Raw genomic sequence first — 23,959 nt, forward strand, 5'->3', positions numbered from 1 at the left:
AAAAAGCATCACTGCATAGTTTTTAGAAATCCCTTTACTATTGTATCAAACTTTTCCGGTTGTTCCACATGAATTGCATGGCCAGCACCATCAATTTTGACAAATTTCGCGTCAGAGACGCATTTTTCGATGTTTTTTAATATGCGAAAGAACTTTTCATCATGCTCTCCGTTCATTAAAAGAACAGGCATTTTCAAGTTGTGTAGCTCATCCCACCATGAAGGCTGAGCCCCTGTTCCCATGCCGCGCAAGCTATTTGCAAGTCCTTTTGGATTGTTAGCAAGTCGTTCTTTTCGCACTGCTTCTTGTACGTTTTTTGCTAAACGTTTTTGCGTTTCAAACAGCGGAATATTTTCCCACATCGATACAAAACTTTCTATGCCTTCTCGCTCAATTTTATCGGCAAGTCGCTCATCTTTTTCACAGCGTTCTTTTCGCTCATCTTCACTTTTGAGTCCAGCTGTACAATTTTCTAATAAAAGAGAACGTACATATTCTGGATATAGACACGCCATCGTAATCGCCAGTCTACCGCCCATTGAATAGCCAAGTATATGTGCTTTTTCAATATGAAGGTAATCTAATAGTTCTTTCATTTGCAATGCCACATTTCGAATGTCATAATGCGCAACATCTTCAGGACTCTCGGTCTTTCCGTGTCCAACAAGATCCACTACAATAACTTGAAACTGCCCACTCCATGAAGAGATAAAAGAACGCCACGTTTCCATGCTTCCCGTAAAACCATGAAGAAGTAGAAGTGGTTCCCCGCTTCCGACTACTTCATATTCATACGATACACCTTGCAGCGTTACTTTCATTTTGATTCACCTTGCAATGATGTAGTAATTACGTCCTGTGTTTTTGCCCATAACGTACGGTGCAACGTTAAGTTTTCATCACGGTTCGTACAAATTTCTACAACGTGTAAACCTTCTGTCGTTGCTCCCTTTTGTACTTCCTCCCGGAATTGCTCCCAACCATTTACACGGCTAAATGAACCACCGTACATTTTAACAACATGCTCATAGTCAAGCCCAATCGGCGTTCCAAATAACGATTCGAAGTGTTCCTTTTTCTCATATTGTGGTAAGAATGAGAAAATACCCCCACCATCATTATTTACAACGACAATCGTTATATTTAATTCATGTAATTTTGCAGCTAATAGTCCATTTAAATCGTGATAGAATGATAAGTCACCGATGACTAATACGAGCGGATCGCAAATCATGCTCGCTCCTAAAGCTGTCGAAATGATGCCATCAATCCCATTTACACCGCGGTTTGCCATCACTTGAATATTTTTATCTGATGTGAAGAAGAATGAATCTGTATCACGAATTGGCATACTATTACTCGCAAATAACGTTGCTCCTTCTGGTAATACGCGTACAATATCTGTAATGACTTTTCCTTCAAATGCAGTTTCATATGTTTCCATTTCACGAAGCGTTTCCTTCGTTTTTTCGTTTATATGTTGCCACATTTGGGACCAATCATTCTTTTTCATAACTGGCATTTTTTCTATTAATGTACTGCAAAATGCAATATCACTTGCCTGTACAACTTCTGTCGCAACAAGAGCTGGATCTCTCCATTGTCCAGATTCGTCAACAACGATATGAACAGCTTTCGTTTGTTTTTTAATGAACTGCGTTAATGCTTTCGAAACAGGCATACCACCAAAACGAATTAAAACGTCCGGCTTCCACGTCTCTTTTAACAATTCATTTCGTAAAAATGTATCATAACAGTCGATTACCATCGTTTTATCGTGGTGTCCGCTACGAATATTAGAAAGTGGGTCTGCTAATATTGGGTATCCCGTTTTTTCAGCTAGTTGCGTTGCAAACGTTGCGATTTCTGAATGACTATCATCTCCACAAATAATAAGCCCCTTTTCCATATGTGAAAGGCGCCCTACAAGAGAATCTACATATTCACTCGGCATCACCACGTTCCCTTGCTGAACTACTCCTGTATATTCCCCGCGTCCTTTATCCCATAAACTTTCTAATGAAAAGTCCGGGATAAGCGGTTCACGAACTGGAAAATTAAGATGAACAGGTCCTTGCGGCGCTAAACAAGCACTTGCTATCATGCGCTGCGTTGTCATGCGAGCGTAGTGGTACATCGCTTCACTCGCTTCTGGAAGTGCCATCTCTGTAAATTGCTTCACAAACGTACCGTATAAATTAAATTGATTCATCGCTTGTGGTGCACCGACATCTCTTAATTCATGCGGTCTATCTGCTGTTAAGACGATAAGCGGCACTCGTGAATGGAAAGCTTCACATACAGCTGGATAGTAGTTCGCTGCTGCCGTTCCTGACGTACATAATAATGCAACCGGACGTTTTTTCGCTTTTGCGATACCGAGCGCAAAAAATCCTGCAGATCTTTCATCTACATGTAAATATGTGTTCATTCCTTCGTGTTGTTCCATTAGTAGAGCAATCGGCGTTGACCGTGAGCCTGGACTAATGACAACATCACATACATTTAGACGCGTCAGTTCATCCACGAACGCGCCTAAATAATATGATAATGCTTCTATATGATTGTTCATTTCATTAATTCCTCCAAAGCACCAAGCATCGGTCTAAACTTCAAACTTGTCTCTTCATATTCAAGTTGCGGTACTGAATCAATTACAATCCCGCAACCGGCAAATAAGGATGCTTTCTCGCCATTTAATAATCCGCAGCGAAGTGCAACCGCAAATTCACCATTTCCTTCATCATCTATCCAGCCAATCGGTGCACCATATAATCCTCTGTCTAACAATTCAACATCACGAATCAGTTTCATCGCTTCCAAACGAGGTGTCCCGCCAAGAGCTGGTGTTGGATGTAATTCTTCTACCATCGTTAAAAGACTCGCAGTGCCTTTTGCCTCTACAGGCGTATATAAATGAATTAAGTTTTTCGTTGTTAATAGACCTGGACTCTCCGGAATATTAACGTATTCGCAGTGCTCATTTAATACCGACCTGATCATGTTCACAACATAACCGTGTTCAGCTAAATTCTTTTCATCATGAAGAAGCGCATTACTATTTCGCTTACTTTCTTCTATAGATTGACCATGACCAGTTGAACCAGCAAGACACATCGAAGTAAACTTCTCATCTTCTTTGCGAATTAACCTCTCTGGCGTCGCTCCTAAGAAGCATGCTCCTTTATAATCAAAAGAAAATACGTAACAATCCGGTTGCCCAATGCGAAGTGCTTCTAAAACAAGAGCAGAATCAATATGATGATCCATTTCTACTTTTAGCTCCCTCGCTAATACAACCTTCTGCACGTTACCCTGCTTCATCTCATCTTGCACTTTCTCAATGGCTTTCATCCAGCCTTTCGGATCCACTTCCACTTTAGAAGTAACTGTTAATTTCGATCCTTCTAATGCACATTTACTCTCCCCAAAAATTTTCTCTTCTAAAGAAACAATTTCGTTATAAAGAGTTTCTGCACAATCTGTTGCTGAAACGAATGTATTCATCGTTAACCATGCTTTTTCATTTTTTACAGTTAATAAAAATGCTGGTAGTGAAAATGTCGTATCATCGAATTCTTTCCATAAGTCCGTTTTCTCTTTTTCTTGGTCAAATGAAAATCCACCAAATAAAAGAGGACCTGTTCCAAATTCATATTTTTCTCTTTGTACAAATGCTTTCTCTTTTACTTTATCCCACTCGTCACGAGCCGCTTGAAAGCGTTTGTGAGAAGAATTTGCTATAGTGAAAACAGAGCCAATTCCAGCAAATATTACATGCTGAGCTGGATCTGCAAAATAACATCTATTTTCCAATGCAATCCTTTTTCCTGCTGCATAAAACAGAAGCGGATCCATCCAGTCTATTTGTTTTACAAAACTAACCAATATTTTTTCATCAGTTGCATGCTTAATGGCTGCACTAAGAACTTCTTGCAAGCCTTTTTGTTTCGTTTGAATCACAATTGTCTCCCCCCTATGGGCGAAAAATAGTCATAATTACGCTTGATTTTAAGATACACCTCAAACGAAAGGCCTGTCAACGTTTAGCATTTCTGAGAAATTCACCTTCTCTTCCTAGAAAATAAACGTTGACACTAAATGATGCTTTTTCTACACTTAGTTGTGTACAATATGTGACCAAAGGAGGATTCAACATGGAAATGAACGTCGAAACGAATTCCTCTCCTACGGCGCCAAAACCAAGCAAGCAAACAGGCTGGCGCATTTGGTGGAGTTTACTACGTCCCCATACATTAACAGCAGCTTTCGTTCCTGTTTTCATCGGAACAGCCTATGCAATGCAGGTCGGAGGTATAAATCAAATCCATCTCCCTCTTTTCCTTATAATGCTTCTTGCTTGTCTTCTCATTCAGGCAGCAACAAACATGTTTAATGAATACTTTGATTATAAAAGAGGACTCGATCACGAAGGTTCAGTTGGTATCGGCGGCGCTATCGTTCGCGATGGCATTCAGCCAAAAACAGTGCTTAACTTAGCATTTGGATTTTTCGGCATCGCAATACTATTAGGTGTTTATATTTGTATGAATTCTAGCTGGTGGCTTGCTGCAATCGGTCTTGTTTGTATGGCCGTTGCTTACCTTTACACGGGTGGCCCACTTCCCATTGCCTATACACCATTTGGAGAGTTAACAGCCGGATTATTTATGGGTGTTATCATTATTGGAATTTCATTCTTTATTCAAACTGGAACTGTAACATCAGAAGTCATTTTACTATCTATTCCAAGCTCCATTTTAATTGGTGCCATTTTACTAGCTAATAATATTCGTGACTTAGATGGCGATAAAGAAAACGGTCGTAAAACGTTAGCAATTCTCGTTGGACGCGAGCGAGCGGTTGGTGTACTTGCTTCTATGTTCATCGTTTCCTACATTTGGACAATTGCTTTAATTATCGTGGGCATCGTATCACCATGGATGCTTATCGTATTTTTAAGTGCACCGAAAGCATTTAAAGCGACGAAAGGCTTTATCGGCAAAAGCATTCCAATGGAAATGGTACCTGCGATGATTGCAACAGCAAAAACAAATACGATCTTCGGTCTCCTCATGGGAATCGGATTATTACTTGGATACTTTCTATAAAAGGAGCTGCTTATGCGGCTCCTTTTTCATATCTGAAATTCATCTCATAATTCCTACTCGCAACGCTCATACTATGTAAAGAAACTGAATTGTAGGAAGGTGGACGACTATGTTAACTCCACAACAAATAAATCAATTTAAATCCGTTTTAGAAAAACAAAAACACGAACTAGAGCAAACGATACAAACACACGAAAATGAAGATCGTGCATCTGAACGTGAGTCTGTTGGAGAATTATCTAGCTATGATAACCATCCAGCTGATATGGCAACAGAGCTATATGAACGTGAAAAAGACTTCGGGCTTATTGAACTTTGGCATAAACAGCTAGAGGATACGAAACATGCCTTGCAAAAAATAGAAGCGGGTACGTACGGCATTTGCGAAGTGTCTGGCGAAGAAATTCCATTTGAAAGATTAGAAGCAATGCCGACTGCTACAACATGCATCCAGCACGCGACAAATAAGCTAAATATGAATACACGACCAGTCGAAGAAGAAGTGTTATCTCCTTCTTTCCACAAACATGATGAAGATCGTTCTGTTGAATATGATGCAGAAGATGCATGGCAAGATGTTGCTAATTACGGAACGTCTGAAACACCATCTGATTTAGAAAGACAAGATTCGAAAAACTATAATGGCATGTACGTAAATAGTGAAGAAAACGTAGGCTACGTAGAGGATTTCGAAAACTTTATTGGTACAGATATGTATGGAAAAAATCCGCAAGTTTTCGCTACGGAAGAACATGAAGAATATGAGCAAATGCTTGATGACTTTGAAGAGCGTACCTTTAAGGGCGAATTATCTTCAAATGAGTCGAGTTCCAAAGAATAAAAAAAAGCATTCCGAAAATCGGAATGCTTTTTATCGCTAGCTAATTAGTTTTTTGTAACGTTAGCAGCTTGTGGTCCACGGTTACCTTCAACGATTTCGAAAGAAACTTCTTGACCTTCTTCTAAAGTTTTGAATCCGTCACCTTGGATAGCTGAGAAGTGAACGAATACATCGTCTCCACCTTCAACTTCGATGAAACCGAAACCTTTTTCGCTGTTGAACCATTTAACTTTACCTGTTTGCATGTCATGTACCTCCTAAATAAAAATGAAACTATGAATCCACATGAAAAGGTGGATATAAAGGACATGAATGTATAACAAGCTTACAGCCTTTAATTCAACGTGCTTTATTTCCGTACCACATTATGTAGCTCAATAGTGATTTCACTATATCACGCTATATCCAAAACGTCAAATGAGAACACTTTCATTCCACCATTTTTTTATAATTTTAATATAATGTTGAATTTCCATATTCATATTTTAGCCCGGTATTTGCGGACAGCTTGATTGGCGGGAGCTGATAATCAGTTTTGGTTTGTTCCACTTTATTTGAAAATTAACAAAACTAAAGTATTCTAATCCTATTAAATTCTGTACAATATAAGTATCTATTACATACGAGGTGAAAAAAATGAGAGCACATGAAATCGAGTATAAGTTATACGGAGATGATATGCAGTTTGTTGAAATTGAGTTAGATCCAGAAGAAAGCGTGATCGCAGAAGCTGGCGCAATGATGATGATGGAAGATTACATAGAAATGGAAACAATCTTCGGTGATGGTTCTGGCCCATCTGGAGGTTTATTCGGAAAATTAATGGGCGCTGGTAAGCGTCTCGTTACAGGCGAAAGTATGTTTATGACTGTATTTACAAATACAGGTCACGGCAAACGCCACGTCTCATTTGCTGCTCCTTATCCTGGTAAAATTATTCCTGTAGATTTAACAGAATATCAAGGAAAAGTAGTTTGTCAAAAAGATGCCTTTCTTTGTGCCGCAAAAGGTGTTTCTATCGGAATTGAATTTACGAAAAAAATAGGAACTGGTTTCTTCGGTGGTGAAGGTTTTATCATGCAGAAACTTGAAGGTGACGGTCTTGCTTTCATGCACGCAGGTGGAACTGTATATAAACGTGAATTAAAACCTGGTGAGAAACTTCGCATTGATACAGGTTGTCTCGTTGCTATGACAAAAGACATTAACTATGATGTCGAGTTCGTTGGAAAAGTAAAAACAGCTCTATTTGGCGGCGAAGGTTTATTCTTCGCAACGTTAGAAGGACCTGGAACAGTTTGGATTCAGTCCTTAACACTTAGCCGATTAGCAGCACGCCTTACAAGCCCAGCAGCGCAAAGTACTGGCGAAGGTAGTGTATTAGGTGGCCTTGGTCGTTTATTAGATGGGAAAGAGTAAACTGTGCCCTTATGTGGGCATGGCCATCAACTAATAAAATAATAAAATTAAAACACCCTTGCTTGCAGTAATAAAGTGAAAGGGTGTTTTAATTTACGTCTACAAACGAGAAAAAGCAGTTAAAATAAAGTAATAAGGTTTACTTCAGGAAAATAAGGTATATTATATTTGTTGAGTAGATTCTCTTTAGAGACAAGAAAAGTAGGTGAACAAAGTGGGAAAATATCAATTGGATTCCAAAAGTCAGGTAGCTGTGGCAAAGTTCCATGAAAAACAGAAGCCTGCCAAATTTGATAAAAAGCAGCAACTTGAAAAATTGCGTACGGAGTATTTGAAAAAGAAGCAAAAACAAACAGATAAATAATATGTTTTATTTTCCGAATTTTTTCTGTATGTAACGCAAACAAACACAAGAAAATAGGTAAGTTATTCATCATTCAAATATATACAGGCTATTTTTTCAAACCTCTTACTTATGCAACTAACGCATGCGTCAGTTCATTAAGAATAACTAAAAAAGTCGATTCCTTGAGATGAAAAAGAGTAAACAGTGCCCTTATCAGGCACTGTTTTATTTTGCCATTATAATTTCCTCCACTGATTTAGGTAAGCGATACAAGCTATTCCCCACCTCCAAAAGAATGAATCAAGTTCCTCACCGCATATATTAAACTATACCTTTTCTTAAGGAGGGCTACCTTAATGCGTACTCCTTTATCTTTTGATAAAGAAACTGCCATACTGTTAGCTTCTTGTTGTGAGTTAACGTATGAACAATATAAACAAAATGGTATTTTCGAAATACCAGATGGTTTTCAATATGTACAAGGTTTTCAAGGAAAGGCCATTCAAACAACAGAATGGTTCGGATTTATATTAGAATCTGAGGATACAATTATCGTTGCCTTCAGAGGCACTCAAACAGATCCAGATTGGATTATTGATTCTCTCGTCAATCAAAAACCTTATCCTTATGCTTTAAATGGCGGAAATGTCCATAACGGTTTTCTCTCTATTTATGAGTCTTGTCGTGATTCTATTATGGATATGCTCGTATCATTGCCAGCACATAAAAAACTGCTAGCTACTGGGCATAGTCTAGGTGGCGCGCTTGCCACATTACACATATTAGATGCACGTATAAATACTGCCTTCGCACAGTATGGACTTTATACATTCGCTTCTCCAAAAGTAGGAGATATCGCTTTTCGAAATTATTATAAACTACAAGTAGCTAGTAGCTTTCGTTTCGTCAACTTATTCGATGTCGTTCCACTTCTCCCTCCCCGAAACATAAATTTTAATGATCATGATTGGGAGTATGCACACGTCCATCACAACATGACATTTACAAAAAACACAAAATCCATTACAAATAATCATTCCATTACAACATACAAAACATGTCTGACTTCTCATTTTTAACCAGTAAACAATTGGAAATAAAATATTCGTATACTATAATAATCTATGAAGTTATTTTTGGATGAGGGGACCTTACATGTTAAAATTTATCTTCGCATTTTTCCTTATTATAATTTTTACGGTTACAGGTTTCTTTACATTTTCATACTTTGCGACAGGAGAGTATGATGGGGCAGGTATCATATATACCACTGTTCCATTTCTTTCTTAAGCAAAATAAATAAAACGAGCTTAATTTTATTAAGCACGTTTTATTTATTAATATCCATTTCTGTTGGTAAATCGATAATATATCTCCCAATATAGCAACCTCTTTAAAACTGTTTAACTGCATTACCAATACCCCAAATTTCATTACTGTACTGCAAAATCGTTCGATCGCTCGCAAAATGACCAGACTGTGCAATATTTAAAATCGACATTTCTAGCCACTTCGTTCGGTTCTCATAAGCTCTACCGACAGCTTCTTGTCTTTCAGCATATGGACCAAAATCTCGCAGAACGAAATATTCATCATTTTGAATAACGAGAGAATCGTAAATTGCTTCAAATTCGGCTCCCGACTGTGCAAAGAAACCATTCGTTAACTGATCTACTACCTTTTTAATGTGCCCATTGTGGTGATAATAATCACTTGCACGATATCCACCATTTTGATAGTAATGAAGAACCTCTTCGGCTGTTAAACCGAAAATGAAACAGTTATCATCACCGACCCGGTCTTTTATTTCAACGTTAGCACCGTCTAGCGTTCCGAGTGTAATCGCACCATTCATCATAAATTTCATATTACCTGTTCCCGATGCTTCTTTACTCGCCGTTGAAATTTGTTCACTTACATCCGCCGCTGGGAATATATCTTCTGCTAAAGAAACTCGATAGTTTTCTAGAAAGATAACTTTCATATATTGACTGACATACGGGTCATTATTTACTTTTCTTGCGAGTTCATTTATTAATTTAATAATTTTTTTCGCGTAATAATAGCCAGGTGATGCTTTCGCTCCAAAAATAAAAGTACGCGGATAAAATGTAAAACTAGCATCCTCTTTCAAACGGTTATACAAATATAAAATATGAAGAACATTTAATAATTGTCGTTTGTAAGCATGTAATCTTTTCACTTGCACATCAAAAATAGAATTTGGATCAATGGTAATCCCCATTGTATTATGAATACGCTCCGCTAAAATCTCTTTACGCTCTTGTTTTACCTCTGCAAATTTCTCTTGGAAACTCGCATCATATTGAACTAATTGTAGCTCTTGAAGCTTAATCGGTTCTTTCTTCCACTCTGTTCCAATCGCCTCTGAAATGAGATTTGTTAACTGTGGATTTGCTTTCATAAGCCAGCGCCTATGAGCAATTCCATTCGTCTTATTATTAAACTTATCTGGATAAAATTCATAAAACAATCGCATTTCCCGCTGCTTTAATATTTCCGTATGAATTTTCGCTACACCGTTTACGCTATGGCTACCGACAATCGCTAAATGAGCCATTTTCACAAGGTCATGTGCAATAATCGCCATTGCTTCAATACGATCCCACTCATACGGATACTGTTCCCACAGTTCATGACAGAAACGTTCATTAATCTCTTCAATAATCATATAAATTCTCGGTAATAACGGTTTAAAAATGTGAATTGGCCACTTTTCGAGCGCTTCTGATAACGTCGTATGATTCGTATAAGAAATCGTCTGCGTCGTTATGTGCCAAGCTTCTTCCCATGCTAACTTTTCTTCGTCTAGTAAAATACGCATCAGTTCCGGAATTGCTAAAACCGGATGTGTATCGTTAATGTGGATCGCAATTTTTTCATGTAGTTGACGAAGGTCACCGTATCTTTCTCTATGCATTCGAACGATATTTTGCAAACTTGCTGATACGAGGAAATACTGTTGTTTTAAACGAAGTATTTTTCCCTCATCATGCGTATCATCTGGATATAAAAACTCCGATACAGCCTCTGTTTCACGCTTATATTTCAAAATATCTTTGCAGTTTTGCGGGAAAGGAACTGGTTCAGCATTCCAAAGTCTAAGTGTATTTACAGTACTCGTCTCATAGCCAACTACCGGCACATCATATGGCACGGCCATAATGACTTCTGCATTTGTATGCCTAAACTCTAAACGCCCGTCAATTTCTAGCGGTTCAACATTGCCGAAATAACTTACTTCTACAGCTTGATCATGCCTTCTTACTTCCCATACGTTTTCATGAAGAAGCCACTGTTCTGGAAATTCAACTTGATAACCATCAACAATTTTCTGATCAAACAAACCATGTTTATAACGAATTCCACAGCCGTGTCCTGGCAAGTTTAAAGATGCAAGTGAATCGAGAAAACAGGCTGCTAAGCGTCCAAGCCCACCATTACCAAGGCCTGCATCTGCTTCCACTTCTTCTAACTCTTGTAACGAAATCCCTAGTTCAGATAACCCCTGCTCGCATACATCTCTAATACCTAAATTCAAGATGTTACTTCCAAGCAAACGTCCAAGCAAAAACTCAATAGACAAGTAATACATTTGCTTTTGCTCTCCGGATCGATAACTCTCATTCGTTGCAATCCATTGACTATTCATATACTCACGTACCATATGGCCGAGTGTATTATATTGATCACGAGTTGTAGAATCTTTAAAACTTTTACCATACATCGTCTCTAACTTTTCTAGAAAAGTTGATTTAAAACTTTCAACATGAGTAAACATTTTTTCACCACCTACATGTTATTCCATGAGACTTTTATATAATTCCTTATAAGCAAGAGCCGATTGCTCCCAGCTGTAATCTTCAGTCATCGCTTGTTTTACAAGCTGCTCCCATACCGGTTTATCGTGATAGAATTCAATTGCACGATGAATCGTATGCAGCATGTCATGTGCATTAAAATTCGTGAAACTAAAACCATTTCCTTCTCCAGTTTCTTCATCATAAGAATGTACCGTATCGTTTAATCCACCTGTTTCTCTTACAATTGGAATCGTACCGTATGCTAATGCGATAAGTTGTCCAAGTCCACACGGTTCAAACAGCGATGGCATTAAGAATAAATCACTTCCTGCATACACTTGATGAGCTAATTCTTCATTAAATCCGATATAAACTTTTACCTTCTCCGGATACTCATATGCCATCCATTCAAAGAATTGCTCATATTCCGAATCACCTGATCCTAAAATAATACATTGTACATCTTCTTCCATTATTTCGCGGAATACAGTACGTACTAAATCAAGACCTTTTTGCTTCGTTAATCTCGTTACCATTGAAATAATTGGTGTATCCTCTTTTTCTGGCAAACCAAAATAACGCTGCAAGGCGCGTTTATTTTCACTCTTTTCATATAATGACTCTGCATCATACTGAGCCTTAATATACGAATCCGTTTCTGGATTATATACGCTCGTATCAATACCATTTACAATGCCGCTTAGCTTATCATTATATTTTCGCAGCAATCCATCTAACTTCTCACCGAAAAATTCATATTGAATTTCTTCTTTATATGTCGGGCTCACCGCTGTAATTTGATCCGAAGCTATAATACCGCCTTTCATAAAGTTTACGTTTCCATAAAACTCTAACTGCTCACTGTGGAAATATTCATCACCAAGTTCTAACAAGTCGTACATTACTTCAGGAGGAAATACACCTTGGAACTGTAAGTTATGAATTGTATATACCGTTTTAATACGCTCATATAACGGGTTATCTTGATACTTTTCACGAAGTAAGAAATTAACCATAGCCGTATGCCAATCGTGGCTATGAAGAACATCCACTTCAAAATCAAGGTGCGAAATACACTCTAACACCGCTTTTGAGAAATAAGAAAAACGCTCTCCGTCATCATAATGACCATACAGAGAATCTCTCTTAAAATAATATTCATTATCTATTAAGTAATACGTAATTCCGTCTTGCTCACCTTTTAAAATTCCACAATATTGATTTCTCCACCCAAGCGGGACGTTAATTACTTTATGTAACGTACATCCATCTCTTAACTTTTGCGGAATGAGGCTATAATTTGGAAGTATAATACGAACATCCACTCCTAATTTTTTCAGCTCTTTTGGGAGCGCACCCGCTACATCAGCTAATCCTCCCGATTTCACAAACGGTACACATTCTGATACTGCAAATAAAATATTCACTTGTTGTCCCACTGCGCGAAAAGTTTTTATTACTCCTCTTGCAGCTTCCTCCCTTCGAGTTTTCATTTAAATTAAAACTTTAATCAGTGGAGGAAAAAGCCCCCACTGATTCTTTTAAGAATAACTATTAATCGTACTGTTTTGTACGCTTCCTTTTTCTACAACATACGGCCCATCGGCGTTTCCTTTTAATACGACACCGTCACCAATTTTTACATCTTTATCAATAATAACACCATCTATTATACAGTTATCTCCAATTTGGCTCTTTTGCATAATAATACTGTTACGAATAATTGAACCTTTTCCAATTTTAACTGAACGGGAAACAACACTGTTTTCGACTTCCCCTTCAATAATACTACCGTTTGCAATCATTGTATTTTTCACGACTGCACCCTTTAAATAACGAGTTGGTGGCTCATCTTTTACTTTCGTAAAGATCGGTGCTTCTTTCTTAAATAATTGCTTCCAAATAGCAGGTTGCAAAATTTCTAAGCTATGTTTATAGTAACTTTCAATCGAGTCAATAATTGCTACATATCCAGTATGTTCATATGTAGCAATGTGTAATGATTTCCCGCGCTTTTCTCTCACTACATCAAATAAACTGTATTGTTCCACATCTTTATATGACTCAAATAAGTCTAACAATAATTGTTTCTTTAACACATATGTTTGAAGTGAAACCCCTTCATGGCAAACTTCCGTAATATCAGCTGCCGTATGTATATGCCGCTCTAACACCGCTTGAAAATTTAATGCTGTTACGAGATGGCTATTCGTAATAACAACGTACTCTTCTCTGCTTCTTAGAAAATAATCAATATGTCTTCTAAAGTGTGCAAAAGACCCAAATTCATCTTGGTCACATTGGCAGTTTGGCGGGAATAAAAATAGTCCGTCTCTTTTTCTATCTAAATCCCACTGTTTTCCTGAACCAACATGGTCCATTAACGAACGATTTTTATGGCTTGTAAAAACTGCCACACTATGAATACTAGAATTCACCATATTTGAAAGCATGAAATCAATGAGTCGATAACGGCCCCCAAACGGTAACGCCGCTAGTGAACGATGCCCTGTTACTTTCTTTAAGGAAGGAAAACTTCCCGTTGCATTAATAATTCCTAACATTTTTTCTCCCATTCATTTCATCCCCCTTTTCTATTTCCCTTCAGCAATTAATACTACATCGTCAACATTCTTTTCTGGACGAATGATTGTTCCATCCTCGATAACCATTTCTGATCCAACAATCGCTCTTTCAATCACAACATTTTTACCAATCTTAGCCCCTGGCATAACGACAGAATCAATCACCATACTTCCTTCTTCCACCGTCACTCCTTGGAATAACACAGAATGCTTCACGTCCCCTTCAATGACGCACCCTTCGTTAATAAGCGATTCTTCTACTTTCGCCTTTTCAGCAATATATTGAGGCGGTTCGTTTGGATTGACAGAGTAAATACGCCAATTACGATCGTTTAAATTCAGTGATGTTTCATCGCGAAGCAAATCCATATTCGCTTCCCATAAGCTCTTCACCGTTCCAACATCTTTCCAATATCCTTCAAACGGATACGCCATTAGCTTCTTCCCTTCATCCAATAAAAGCGGAAGTACGTCTTTTCCAAAATCGTTACTAGATTCAGGGTTTCTTGCATCCATCTCTAAATACTCTTTCAAAATTGACCAATTAAAAATATAGATTCCCATTGATGCAAGATTACTTCTTGGAAATTGTGGTTTCTCTTCAAACTCAACAATCTCCATTTCTTCATTTGTATTCATAATGCCAAAGCGACTCGCTTCATCCCAAGGTACTTCAATAACAGAAATGGATACGTCCGATTCTTTCTGAATATGGTAATCTAGCATCTTACTGTAATCCATTTTATAAATATGGTCGCCTGATAAAATGAGAACATACTCCGGTTCATACTGACTTAAATAGTTTAAGTTTTGATAAATGGCACTTGCCGTACCTGTATACCACTTAACCCCTGAAGACTCCGCATAAGGAGGTAAGACTGTGACCCCACCGTTTACTCGGTCTAAATCCCACGCATTTCCGATTCCGATATAATTATGAAGTTCGAGTGGTTGATATTGCGTTAAAATCCCAACCGTTTCAATACCAGAATTCGCACAGTTACTTAGCGTAAAATCAATAATGCGATATTTACCACCAAATGGAACAGCTGGCTTGGCTAAATTCTTTGTTAATGCACTTAAACGACTACCTTTTCCCCCTGCTAGTAACATTGCTACGCACTTTTGTTTTTGAGCCATCTTGTTTTTTGCTCCCCTTTCTCGTCTTCACTGGTCGTAATATGGATACGCCAAATGGTGGAATTGTAATCTCTACATGTGCTGCTTGATTATGGTACGGTTCTAGAATCGTCTTAAGACGTTTCTTATTCACTTGTCCCGAACCGCCATATTGCTGTGCATCACTGTTTAAAATCTCGTTATAATACTCGAAATCTGGTACACCTACTTTATAGTTTTCATATGTAGCTTTCGTAAAATTACATACGATAACTAACGCATCTTCTTGTTTATCCCCTTGGCGGATAAACGAGAAAATACTTTGCTCGTTATTATTAGCATCAATCCACTGAAAACCTTCAGGCGAATGATCAAGCTGCCAAAGTGGTTTTGAGCGCTTATACAATGCTATGAGCTCTTTAAAGTAATCATGCATATAACGATGCATTTCAAAATCATGTAAATTCCAATCTAAATCTTCAAGGTCTTTCCACTCATCAAACTGCCCGAATTCTCCTCCCATGAAAAGTAATTTCTTTCCTGGGTGAGTAAAGAAATATCCATATAACAAACGAAGCTGAGCAAACTTATCCCAGTAATCACCTGGCATTTTATTTAATAACGACTTTTTCCCATGAACGACTTCATCATGAGAAAGGGGTAATATGAAGTTTTCAGAGTAAGCATATAGTAAAGAGAACGTCATTTTCTCATGAATATATTTTCTGTACTCTGGCGCACACTCCATATATTTCAGCACGTCATTCATCCAGCCCATATTCCATTTGTAATTGAATCCAAGCCCACCTTCATACGTTGGTGCTGTTACAAGTGGCCAAGCTGTTGAATCCTCTGCCGTCATAAGAAAATCTTCATCCTCTGCAAACACTGCTTCATTTAACTCCCGTAAAAATGACACAGCGTACTCATTACTTTGCTCTTGTCCTTCTTTATTCCAGTACAACATGTTCGCAACTGCATCTACTCTGAAACCATCAATATGGAAATATCTCATCCAAAATAACGCATTTGAAATTAAGAAATTACGTACCTCTCTCTTTCCTAAATCAAAATTGACAGTTCCCCATACTAGATTTTCTTGTACATCTTTATCTTTATATTCATAGGTCGGTGTGCCATCAAACAAATATAAACCGTGAGCATCTTTACAAAAATGCCCCGGTACCCAATCTAAAATGACACCGATTCCATATTTATGACATTCGTCGACAAAATACATTAAATCATGCGGTGTACCAAATCTACTCGTCGCTGCATAATATCCCGTTCCTTGATATCCCCAAGAACGATCATATGGATGCTCAACAAGCGGCATAATTTCAATATGTGTAAATTGATGTTCCACCACATACGGAATGAGTTCTTCTACCATTTCCCTGTAAGAATATAGTGTTCCATCTTCTTTCTTTTTCCAAGAACCAAAATGTAATTCATAAACTGTCATCGCTTCTTTATAAATCGGTTTTTTCTTTTTCTTACGATTCCAGTTTTTATCATTCCATTCATATCCTTTTATATCAAAAACTACAGATGCCGTATTCGGTCTTACTTCTGCATATATAGCATACGGATCTGCCTTTAAAATGACGTCACCAGCCAACGTTTCAATCGCATATTTATATATTTCTCCTTCTTCAATATGCGGTATAAATAAGGACCAAATCCCTTCTTCTGTCACTTGTAGCATCTTATGTTGCTCATAATCCCACTCATTAAAATCTCCAACAACACTCATTGCTTTCGCATGAGGAGCCCACACTGTAAATCGTACCCCTTGAATCTCATCTTCCGTCACAACATGTGCGCCAAAGATGTTATAACTTTCATAGTACTTTTCTGTATGAAACTCATCTCGTTTCACTTCTTCACAATTTATTACACTCAATATGCTCACCTCACTTAGATGACAGAATTTTTTATACTTTAACTATTTCTGCGAAAAACTGCAATATCCTTGTTAATTTATAAAAAACATTCGTTTTTTTCTTAAAAATGTTAGTTTTTCTTCACATTTCCGTGTAAAATATCGAATTTTGACGAATATTCATTGAAAACGCTTTATTATTCTTCTATATTTTTACCAATTATTTTTTCTCAACCTTTATTTTATTATGTTTATCCTATTTTTCATGCTATTTTCCACTCAAAATCAAAACAAAATAATCTGTCATAAAAAAATGTTTCTCAATATTTTTTGTCACAATGTTATTGAAATGCGAAATTTAATCCTGCTTTTGAAAAGCTACTTTCCGAAAAAGGAGTAACCGCAAAAGTAAATGAACCGAAATTAGAGGCAGGTTCTGTTACAGTTGGCGGCGCTATCGATGACAAAAACTTTGCTGGATTAGATGGTGATTTCCCGTTCATTGATGTAACTTTCAAAGTAGAAAATGATGAATTTTATGAAGCAAACGCTCAATTAGAGTCACCAATTTTTGTTTACTGGAAACAAGGTGAATCAGAACCAAATAGAATGCGTGTACTTCAAGATCAAACATTCTCAGTTATGTCCTTAAACTCACTAGTAGAAGGAAATATTAAACCTGGTGCGTTCTTAAATGAACGCGAATATTTAGATGAAAAGTTCGATTATACAAAGCTTGGCGTAAAAGTATATGCGACTGATTCTTACCGTCATAAGTTTGAAGGCTCACTAGATAAATACGGATACTTCAAACTAAATGGACTTCCAGTTAATAAACGCGACTATAACTTATATGTAGAGGTGCCAGGACATTTAACAAGCCGCCTAACAACGAAACTTGGTACTGAAAAAGACGGTAAGCTGCTTGGCCAATATTATTATGCAAGACCTGACGAAAACCTTACCGGCGATGTAAATGCTGATAAAGTAATCGATATTAAAGATGCTGAAATTATCGCTAGCAACTATGGTAAAAAAGGAGTAACTGTAAAAGACGGAGACCTTAATAAAGATGGTATTGTCGACGAAAAAGATATTCGCTTCGTTGAAAGGAACTTCTTGAAAAAAGGTCCAGATGCATCTAAATCACAAACACCTGTAGAAAAATCCAAAAGCGGTACACTGGCAGATATTTTAAAGAAATTAGGATTAACACCTAAAAAATAATAAAATGAAACTTTAATCAGTGGGTTTTTACTGCCCGGCAAATAGCGGAATAATAAAGAGCACTCTACGTAAAATAGAGTGCTCTTTTCTATAAACGACCCTTATCCAGCAAAGGGGTATATTGGGGATATACAAGGGAAACCGGAAAAGGAATTTATATTAAATTATATAAGTTCAGAGGTAAGAAGCAGTTTCCCACCTCTGAATTATTTAGCAATTATTATAGTACTGGTGCCATTGTTTCTTTTAATACTTTTACAGAATGAGCGAACTTCACTTTTTCCTCTTCATTTAGCTCAAGTTCTACGATTTCACGTACACCTTCGCGGTTAATTACAGCTGGAACACCTACGTAAGCATCTTTCTCGCCGTATTGACCTTCAAGGTATGCAGATACAGTTAATACGCTGTTCTCGTTGTTTAAGATTGCTTTAGTTACACGAAGTAGTGACATACCGATTCCGTAGTAAGTTGCACCTTTACGCTCGATGATATGGTAAGCTGCATCACGTACGTTTTCGAAGATTTTGTCTAAGTCTTCTTGTTTGTACTGTTCGTTGTTAGCTAAGATTGTTTCTAATTTTTGTACACCGATAGTAGCGTGGCTCCATACTGGAAGTTCAGTGTCACCGTGTTCACCAACGATGTAAGCATGAACGTTACGTGGATCTACATCTAAGTAGTCACCTAACATGTAACGGAAACGAGCAGAGTCTAAAGTAGTACCAGAACCGATTACGCGCTCTTTCGGTAAACCAGATTCTTTCCAAGTTACGTAAGTTAAAATATCAACTGGATTAGTTGCGATTAAGAAGATTCCATCGAATCCGCTATCCATAATGCCGCGAACGATTTGTTTAAAGATCTTTGTATTTTTCTCAACTAAGTCTAAACGAGTTTCACCTGGCTTTTGTGGTAACCCAGCAGTGATAACAACTAAATCTGCATCTTTACAATCTGCATAGCTACCGCTCCAAACTTTTGTTGGTGATGGAGAGAATGGTACCGCATGGCTTAAGTCCATTGCTTCCCCTTCTGCTTTTGCTTCATTAACATCTACTAATACGAATTCTTCAGCTACACCTTGGTTGATCATTGAGTAAGCGTAACTACAACCTACAGCTCCTGTTCCTACTAATACTACACGATTGATACCTTTTTTCATGGTAATTTCCCCTCTCTATTGTTCACATATATTTTTTTATGATTGTTTAAGTAATTAATTAAAATACTAATTTAATGTTGTTTAACTTCTTTACATTCATATTGTAGCACGTATTATTGTGAATTACTTCACAAATTATGACCTATTTGTGAACTTTTTCACATAGAGTGTAAAGTTATTGGAATAGGTGTGGAATCCATTTCAATGGAGGCGTTTTCTTTAGATTGTGAAAGGGTTTTTCTTGTGGTTTTCATCGGTAAGTGAAATTATATCGGCGATTTTTAGAATATATCGACCGTAACTCCAAATATATCAGCGATTATTAAAATTTATCGATCGTAACTCAAATTATATCAGCGATTTTTGCAATATATCGACTTACCGACAAAACTCGACAATAATGACAACATAAAAAAGCTGTCTCCAGTAGGTCACCCTATTGAGAGGCAGCTTCTTCTATATATTATTTATTTTCCACAGTAGCTCCCGGATGTATTTTCATCGGTTTCTCCAAGTGTAGGAGGCTACAGCCATACAGCTGGGGTAAAAGTCCAACTTGAGGTATCATTTTAGATAGATAGTTCCTTCATATTCATACAGGCCCAAATAAACAACATGATTGTATTTACCGCTCTATATACCCAACTGCAACAGCCCATACTTCATATTTCTTCTATTGCATAAAAAAGCAGACTATCCAAAGTTCACTTTTATACAACAAAAAAGAGATAGCAGATTATGCTATCTCTTTTAGTATGACCCGTACGGGATTCGAACCCGTGTTACCGCCGTGAAAGGGCGGTGTCTTAACCACTTGACCAACGGGCCAGTTCTGGCAGAGAAGAAGGGATTCGAACCCTCGCACCGCGTTCGCGATCTACTCCCTTAGCAGGGGAGCCCCTTGAGCCACTTGGGTACTTCTCTATAAATATGGCTCCGCAGGTAGGACTCGAACCTACGACCGATCGGTTAACAGCCGATAGCTCTACCACTGAGCTACTGCGGAACAATTATGGTGGGCCTAAATGGACTCGAACCATCGACCTCACGCTTATCAGGCGTGCGCTCTAACCAGCTGAGCTATAGGCCCATAATTGAAAAGCGGGTGAAGAGAATCGAACTCTCGACCAGAGCTTGGAAGGCTCTTGTTTTACCACTAAACTACACCCGCATTAAATTGTAAATGGTGAGCCATGAAGGACTCGAACCTTCGACCCTCTGATTAAAAGTCAGATGCTCTACCAACTGAGCTAATGGCTCATTTTGAAAGTGGTGCCGACTAGAGGACTTGAACCCCCAACCTACTGATTACAAGTCAGTTGCTCTACCAATTGAGCTAAGTCGGCTCGTGATTTCAAAATGGTGGCTCGGGACGGAATCGAACCGCCGACACGAGGATTTTCAGTCCTCTGCTCTACCGACTGAGCTACCGAGCCTTTATGTAAAAAATGGCGGTCCCGACCGGGGTCGAACCGGCGATCTCCTGCGTGACAGGCAGGCATGTTAACCACTACACCACGGGACCATTTGGTTGCGGGGACAGGATTTGAACCTGCGACCTTCGGGTTATGAGCCCGACGAGCTACCGTGCTGCTCCACCCCGCGATGATAAAATATTCACTTTAGAAAAAATGGAGGAGGTAGAGGGATTCGAACCCCCGCGCGACTCTCGCCGCCTGTCGGTTTTCAAGACCGATCCCTTCAGCCGAACTTGGGTATACCTCCGAGATATATACGTCTAATGGTGGACCTTGTAGGACTCGAACCTACGACCGGACGGTTATGAGCCGTCTGCTCTAACCAGCTGAGCTAAAGGTCCTTTATGGTAGCGGCGGAGGGGATCGAACCCCCGACCTCACGGGTATGAACCGTACGCTCTAGCCAGCTGAGCTACACCGCCATAAATGATATTAATATAAGTGGAGCCTAGCGGGATCGAACCGCTGACCTCCTGCGTGCAAGGCAGGCGCTCTCCCAGCTGAGCTAAGGCCCCATGTTTTTAGGAATATCGGGAAGACAGGATTTGAACCTGCGACCCCCTGGTCCCAAACCAGGTGCTCTACCAAGCTGAGCCACTTCCCGTTAATAAAAGCGCGCCCGAGAGGAGTCGAACCCCTAACCTCTTGATCCGTAGTCAAACGCTCTATCCAATTGAGCTACGGGCGCATATGGTGCCGAGGGCGGGGGTCGAACCCGCACGGTGGTCACCCACCGCAGGATTTTAAGTCCTGTGCGTCTGCCTGTTCCGCCACCCCGGCATGTCATATTGAAAATTGGAGCGGAAGACGGGATTCGAACCCGCGACCCCAACCTTGGCAAGGTTGTATTCTACCACTGAACTACTTCCGCAAGACATGTATGAGTTATTTAATTAAAAGTGCGGGTGAAGGGAGTCGAACCCCCACGCCAAAGGCGCCAGATCCTAAGTCTGGTGCGTCTGCCAATTCCGCCACACCCGCATATTAATTTATTTAAGAAAAATGGGGCGACTGATGGGAATCGAACCCACGAATGCCGGAGCCACAATCCGGTGCGTTAACCACTTCGCCACAACCGCCATGATTTCTGGTGCCGACTAGAGGACTTGAACCCCCAACCTACTGATTACAAGTCAGTTGCTCTACCAATTGAGCTAAGTCGGCTAAATGGTGGAGGATGACGGGATCGAACCGCCGACCCCCTGCTTGTAAGGCAGGTGCTCTCCCAGCTGAGCTAATCCTCCATTTGCCTGGCAACGTCCTACTCTCACAGGGACAAGGTCCCAACTACCATCGGCGCTAGAGAGCTTAACTTCCGTGTTCGGTATGGGAACGGGTGTGACCTCTCTGCCATCATTACCAGACTGTATTCATTTAAGACAAGAATTATTGTAACTCATTTACTTTTGAAAGTCAACAAGTTTTTTATATTCTTTCAAAACTAGATAACATTGCTTCATATTATATGGTTAAGTCCTCGATCTATTAGTATTCGTCAGCTCCACATGTCACCATGCTTCCACCTCGAACCTATCAACCTGATCATCTTTCAGGGATCTTACTAGCTTACGCTATGGGAAATCTCATCTTGAGGGGGGCTTCATGCTTAGATGCTTTCAGCACTTATCCCTTCCGCACATAGCTACCCAGCTATGCCCTTGGCAGAACAACTGGTACACCAGCGGTGCGTCCATCCCGGTCCTCTCGTACTAAGGACAGCTCCTCTCAAATTTCCTACGCCCACGACGGATAGGGACCGAACTGTCTCACGACGTTCTGAACCCAGCTCGCGTACCGCTTTAATGGGCGAACAGCCCAACCCTTGGGACCGACTACAGCCCCAGGATGCGATGAGCCGACATCGAGGTGCCAAACCTCCCCGTCGATGTGGACTCTTGGGGGAGATAAGCCTGTTATCCCCGGGGTAGCTTTTATCCGTTGAGCGATGGCCCTTCCATGCGGAACCACCGGATCACTAAGCCCGACTTTCGTCCCTGCTCGACTTGTAGGTCTCGCAGTCAAGCTCCCTTATGCCTTTGCACTCTACGAATGATTTCCAACCATTCTGAGGGAACCTTTGGGCGCCTCCGTTACACTTTAGGAGGCGACCGCCCCAGTCAAACTGCCCACCTGACACTGTCTCCCGGGTCGATAAGACCCGTAGGTTAGAATTTCAATACAGTCAGGGCGGTATCCCACCAGCGCCTCCACCGAAGCTAGCGCTCCGGTTTCAATGGCTCCCGCCTATCCTGTACAAACTGTACCAAAATTCAATATCAGGCTACAGTAAAGCTCCACGGGGTCTTTCCGTCCTGTCGCGGGTAACCTGCATCTTCACAGGTACTATAATTTCACCGAGTCTCTGGTTGAGACAGTGCCCAAATCGTTACACCTTTCGTGCGGGTCGGAACTTACCCGACAAGGAATTTCGCTACCTTAGGACCGTTATAGTTACGGCCGCCGTTTACTGGGGCTTCAGTTCAGAGCTTCGCTTACGCTAACCCCTCTCCTTAACCTTCCAGCACCGGGCAGGTGTCACCCCCTATACTTCGCCTTACGGCTTCGCAGAGAGCTGTGTTTTTGCTAAACAGTCGCTTGGGCCTATTCACTGCGGCTTTCCGTTAAGAAAGCACCCCTTCTCCCGAAGTTACGGGGTCATTTTGCCGAGTTCCTTAACCAGAGTTCTCTCGCACACCTTAGGATTCTCTCCTCGCCTACCTGTGTCGGTTTGCGGTACAGGCACCTTTTATCTCGCTAGAAGCTTTTCTTGGCAGCGGGGAATCAAAGACTTCGCTCCATAAGGAGCTTCCCCATCACAGCTCAGCCTTTATGATAAGCGGATTTGCCTACTTATCAGCCTAACTGCTTGGACGTGCACAACCAATCGCACGCTTCTTCTATCCTTCTGCGTCCCTCCATTGCTCAAACGATAAAGAGGTGGTACAGGAATATCAACCTG

Annotated in this window: 16 protein-coding genes, 22 tRNA genes, 2 rRNA genes and 2 pseudogenes (1 of these 42 cut by a window edge); 8 read left to right on the plus strand and 34 right to left on the minus strand. The window is 39.7% G+C overall.

Annotation, left to right across the window (positions count from 1 at the left end):
• Positions 1-8 precede the first annotated feature (8 nt).
• From menH to BHV55_RS24250, 3 genes are read right to left on the minus strand one after another with little or no spacing between them, the layout of a single operon-like run.
• Positions 9-821, minus strand: a complete 813-nt coding sequence (menH, locus tag BHV55_RS24240; protein WP_000869215.1) for a 2-succinyl-6-hydroxy-2,4-cyclohexadiene-1-carboxylate synthase — start codon at positions 819-821, stop codon at positions 9-11.
• Positions 818-2,572 (minus strand): 2-succinyl-5-enolpyruvyl-6-hydroxy-3-cyclohexene-1-carboxylic-acid synthase, encoded by a 1,755-nt coding sequence (gene menD, locus BHV55_RS24245; protein ID WP_001059220.1) that lies wholly within the window; start codon positions 2,570-2,572, stop codon positions 818-820. The genes menH and menD overlap by 4 nt, the downstream gene beginning before the upstream one ends.
• On the minus strand, positions 2,569-3,963 hold the full coding sequence (locus tag BHV55_RS24250) for an isochorismate synthase (protein ID WP_000616750.1): 1,395 nt from the start codon (positions 3,961-3,963) through the stop codon (positions 2,569-2,571). The genes menD and BHV55_RS24250 overlap by 4 nt, the downstream gene beginning before the upstream one ends.
• A gap of 194 nt (positions 3,964-4,157) precedes the next feature.
• Between BHV55_RS24250 and BHV55_RS24255 the strand changes: the two genes are divergently transcribed.
• Both BHV55_RS24255 and BHV55_RS24260 read left to right on the plus strand, forming a co-directional pair.
• A complete protein-coding gene (locus tag BHV55_RS24255; RefSeq protein ID WP_000425740.1) occupies positions 4,158-5,111 on the plus strand; it encodes a 1,4-dihydroxy-2-naphthoate polyprenyltransferase in 954 nt (317 codons plus the stop codon).
• 109 nt (positions 5,112-5,220) lie between these two features.
• Complete coding sequence (locus BHV55_RS24260) at positions 5,221-5,952, plus strand: yteA family sporulation protein (RefSeq protein ID WP_000957365.1); 732 nt, start codon at positions 5,221-5,223, stop codon at positions 5,950-5,952.
• Positions 5,953-5,996: 44 nt separating this feature from the next.
• Here BHV55_RS24260 and cspD read toward each other — a convergent pair whose 3' ends face one another.
• Positions 5,997-6,197: a cold-shock protein CspD gene (gene cspD, locus BHV55_RS24265; protein ID WP_001193054.1), complete on the minus strand. Its 201-nt coding sequence runs from the start codon at positions 6,195-6,197 to the stop codon at positions 5,997-5,999.
• 391 nt (positions 6,198-6,588) lie between these two features.
• Here cspD and BHV55_RS24270 point away from each other — a divergent pair, with 391 nt between their 5' ends.
• From BHV55_RS24270 to BHV55_RS27700, 4 genes are all read left to right on the plus strand, one after another.
• The gene (locus tag BHV55_RS24270) at positions 6,589-7,371 is read left to right on the plus strand and encodes a TIGR00266 family protein (RefSeq protein WP_001201257.1); all 783 of its coding nucleotides are present in this window, start codon (positions 6,589-6,591) and stop codon (positions 7,369-7,371) included.
• Positions 7,372-7,585: 214 nt separating this feature from the next.
• On the plus strand, positions 7,586-7,735 hold the full coding sequence (locus BHV55_RS24275) for a hypothetical protein (RefSeq protein ID WP_000521639.1): 150 nt from the start codon (positions 7,586-7,588) through the stop codon (positions 7,733-7,735).
• 338 nt (positions 7,736-8,073) lie between these two features.
• Complete coding sequence (locus tag BHV55_RS24280) at positions 8,074-8,796, plus strand: lipase family protein (protein WP_001260134.1); 723 nt, start codon at positions 8,074-8,076, stop codon at positions 8,794-8,796.
• A gap of 76 nt (positions 8,797-8,872) precedes the next feature.
• Positions 8,873-9,007, plus strand: a complete 135-nt coding sequence (locus BHV55_RS27700; RefSeq protein ID WP_000911064.1) for a hypothetical protein — start codon at positions 8,873-8,875, stop codon at positions 9,005-9,007.
• 103 nt (positions 9,008-9,110) lie between these two features.
• Here the strand turns inward: BHV55_RS27700 and glgP are convergent, their stop codons facing one another.
• The 5 genes from glgP to glgB form a co-directional block, all read right to left on the minus strand.
• Positions 9,111-11,519, minus strand: a complete 2,409-nt coding sequence (gene glgP, locus BHV55_RS24285) for a glycogen phosphorylase (RefSeq protein WP_000494096.1) — start codon at positions 11,517-11,519, stop codon at positions 9,111-9,113.
• 18 nt (positions 11,520-11,537) lie between these two features.
• Entirely contained in the window at positions 11,538-12,968 is a 1,431-nt protein-coding gene (gene glgA, locus BHV55_RS24290) for a glycogen synthase GlgA (RefSeq protein ID WP_070757045.1), read from the minus strand.
• A gap of 114 nt (positions 12,969-13,082) precedes the next feature.
• A complete protein-coding gene (gene glgD, locus BHV55_RS24295) occupies positions 13,083-14,117 on the minus strand; it encodes a glucose-1-phosphate adenylyltransferase subunit GlgD (protein WP_000504164.1) in 1,035 nt (344 codons plus the stop codon).
• An 18-nt stretch (positions 14,118-14,135) separates the two neighbouring features.
• Entirely contained in the window at positions 14,136-15,266 is a 1,131-nt protein-coding gene (gene glgC, locus BHV55_RS24300; protein WP_000057606.1) for a glucose-1-phosphate adenylyltransferase, read from the minus strand.
• Entirely contained in the window at positions 15,214-17,151 is a 1,938-nt protein-coding gene (gene glgB / locus BHV55_RS24305; RefSeq protein WP_070757035.1) for a 1,4-alpha-glucan branching protein GlgB, read from the minus strand. The genes glgC and glgB overlap by 53 nt, the downstream gene beginning before the upstream one ends.
• 327 nt (positions 17,152-17,478) lie before the next feature.
• Here glgB and BHV55_RS24315 point away from each other — a divergent pair.
• Positions 17,479-18,357, plus strand: a pseudogene (locus tag BHV55_RS24315) (dockerin type I domain-containing protein); the annotation flags it as partial.
• 220 nt (positions 18,358-18,577) lie between these two features.
• Here the strand turns inward: BHV55_RS24315 and BHV55_RS24320 are convergent.
• Positions 18,578-19,522, minus strand: coding sequence for an L-lactate dehydrogenase (locus BHV55_RS24320; RefSeq protein WP_000715340.1), 945 nt, complete (start codon positions 19,520-19,522; stop codon positions 18,578-18,580).
• A gap of 483 nt (positions 19,523-20,005) precedes the next feature.
• On the opposite strand from BHV55_RS24320, the pseudogene BHV55_RS27605 reads away from it, so the two are divergent.
• Positions 20,006-20,181 (plus strand): annotated as a pseudogene (locus tag BHV55_RS27605) (IS4 family transposase); the annotation flags it as partial.
• 97 nt (positions 20,182-20,278) lie between these two features.
• Here the strand turns inward: BHV55_RS27605 and BHV55_RS24325 are convergent.
• The 24 genes from BHV55_RS24325 to BHV55_RS24440 form a co-directional block, all read right to left on the minus strand.
• Positions 20,279-20,350: transfer RNA gene (locus BHV55_RS24325), tRNA-Glu, on the minus strand.
• Positions 20,351-20,355: 5 nt separating this feature from the next.
• Positions 20,356-20,446: transfer RNA gene (locus tag BHV55_RS24330), tRNA-Ser, on the minus strand.
• 7 nt (positions 20,447-20,453) lie between these two features.
• Positions 20,454-20,528 (minus strand) — tRNA-Asn (locus tag BHV55_RS24335).
• 7 nt (positions 20,529-20,535) lie between these two features.
• Positions 20,536-20,612: transfer RNA gene (locus BHV55_RS24340), tRNA-Ile, on the minus strand.
• A gap of 10 nt (positions 20,613-20,622) precedes the next feature.
• Positions 20,623-20,693 (minus strand) — tRNA-Gly (locus BHV55_RS24345).
• A gap of 13 nt (positions 20,694-20,706) precedes the next feature.
• Positions 20,707-20,782: transfer RNA gene (locus BHV55_RS24350), tRNA-Lys, on the minus strand.
• A 10-nt stretch (positions 20,783-20,792) separates the two neighbouring features.
• Positions 20,793-20,868, minus strand: a tRNA-Thr gene (locus BHV55_RS24355).
• Between the two features lie 14 nt (positions 20,869-20,882).
• Positions 20,883-20,958 (minus strand) — tRNA-Phe (locus BHV55_RS24360).
• A gap of 13 nt (positions 20,959-20,971) precedes the next feature.
• Positions 20,972-21,047 (minus strand) — tRNA-Asp (locus BHV55_RS24365).
• Between the two features lie 3 nt (positions 21,048-21,050).
• A tRNA-Met gene (locus BHV55_RS24370) sits at positions 21,051-21,127 on the minus strand.
• 27 nt (positions 21,128-21,154) lie between these two features.
• Positions 21,155-21,247: transfer RNA gene (locus tag BHV55_RS24375), tRNA-Ser, on the minus strand.
• 17 nt (positions 21,248-21,264) lie between these two features.
• A tRNA-Ile gene (locus tag BHV55_RS24380) sits at positions 21,265-21,341 on the minus strand.
• A 4-nt stretch (positions 21,342-21,345) separates the two neighbouring features.
• Positions 21,346-21,422: transfer RNA gene (locus tag BHV55_RS24385), tRNA-Met, on the minus strand.
• 20 nt (positions 21,423-21,442) lie between these two features.
• A tRNA-Ala gene (locus tag BHV55_RS24390) sits at positions 21,443-21,515 on the minus strand.
• 15 nt (positions 21,516-21,530) lie between these two features.
• A tRNA-Pro gene (locus BHV55_RS24395) sits at positions 21,531-21,604 on the minus strand.
• A 10-nt stretch (positions 21,605-21,614) separates the two neighbouring features.
• Positions 21,615-21,688: transfer RNA gene (locus BHV55_RS24400), tRNA-Arg, on the minus strand.
• A 3-nt stretch (positions 21,689-21,691) separates the two neighbouring features.
• Positions 21,692-21,780 (minus strand) — tRNA-Leu (locus BHV55_RS24405).
• A 16-nt stretch (positions 21,781-21,796) separates the two neighbouring features.
• Positions 21,797-21,871, minus strand: a tRNA-Gly gene (locus BHV55_RS24410).
• 29 nt (positions 21,872-21,900) lie between these two features.
• Positions 21,901-21,981 (minus strand) — tRNA-Leu (locus BHV55_RS24415).
• 22 nt (positions 21,982-22,003) lie between these two features.
• Positions 22,004-22,079: transfer RNA gene (locus BHV55_RS24420), tRNA-His, on the minus strand.
• A gap of 9 nt (positions 22,080-22,088) precedes the next feature.
• Positions 22,089-22,164, minus strand: a tRNA-Thr gene (locus tag BHV55_RS24425).
• A gap of 4 nt (positions 22,165-22,168) precedes the next feature.
• A tRNA-Val gene (locus BHV55_RS24430) sits at positions 22,169-22,244 on the minus strand.
• Positions 22,245-22,248: 4 nt separating this feature from the next.
• A 5S ribosomal RNA gene (gene rrf / locus BHV55_RS24435) occupies positions 22,249-22,364 on the minus strand.
• 101 nt (positions 22,365-22,465) lie between these two features.
• Positions 22,466-23,959, minus strand: a 23S ribosomal RNA gene (locus BHV55_RS24440) (it continues 1,428 nt past the right edge of the window).

It is taken from the genome of Bacillus sp. RZ2MS9 (genome assembly GCF_001816185.2).
Lineage (GTDB): Bacteria > Bacillota > Bacilli > Bacillales > Bacillaceae_G > Bacillus_A > Bacillus_A cereus.

Excerpts from the sequence above, each read along its gene's own strand:
- BHV55_RS24280 (WP_001260134.1), top strand. The coding sequence starts at position 8,074 with ATGCGTACTCCTTTATCTTTTGATAAAGAAACTGCCATACTGTTAGCT.
- BHV55_RS24270 (WP_001201257.1), top strand. The coding sequence starts at position 6,589 with ATGAGAGCACATGAAATCGAGTATAAGTTATACGGAGATGATATGCAG.
- BHV55_RS24260 (WP_000957365.1), top strand. The coding sequence starts at position 5,221 with ATGTTAACTCCACAACAAATAAATCAATTTAAATCCGTTTTAGAAAAA.
- menH (WP_000869215.1), bottom strand. The coding sequence starts at position 821 with ATGAAAGTAACGCTGCAAGGTGTATCGTATGAATATGAAGTAGTCGGA.
- BHV55_RS27700 (WP_000911064.1), top strand. The coding sequence starts at position 8,873 with ATGTTAAAATTTATCTTCGCATTTTTCCTTATTATAATTTTTACGGTT.
- BHV55_RS24320 (WP_000715340.1), bottom strand. The coding sequence starts at position 19,522 with ATGAAAAAAGGTATCAATCGTGTAGTATTAGTAGGAACAGGAGCTGTA.
- BHV55_RS24255 (WP_000425740.1), top strand. The coding sequence starts at position 4,158 with ATGGAAATGAACGTCGAAACGAATTCCTCTCCTACGGCGCCAAAACCA.
- cspD (WP_001193054.1), bottom strand. The coding sequence starts at position 6,197 with ATGCAAACAGGTAAAGTTAAATGGTTCAACAGCGAAAAAGGTTTCGGT.
- glgC (WP_000057606.1), bottom strand. The coding sequence starts at position 15,266 with ATGGCTCAAAAACAAAAGTGCGTAGCAATGTTACTAGCAGGGGGAAAA.
- menD (WP_001059220.1), bottom strand. The coding sequence starts at position 2,572 with ATGAACAATCATATAGAAGCATTATCATATTATTTAGGCGCGTTCGTG.
- glgP (WP_000494096.1), bottom strand. The coding sequence starts at position 11,519 with ATGTTTACTCATGTTGAAAGTTTTAAATCAACTTTTCTAGAAAAGTTA.
- glgD (WP_000504164.1), bottom strand. The coding sequence starts at position 14,117 with ATGGGAGAAAAAATGTTAGGAATTATTAATGCAACGGGAAGTTTTCCT.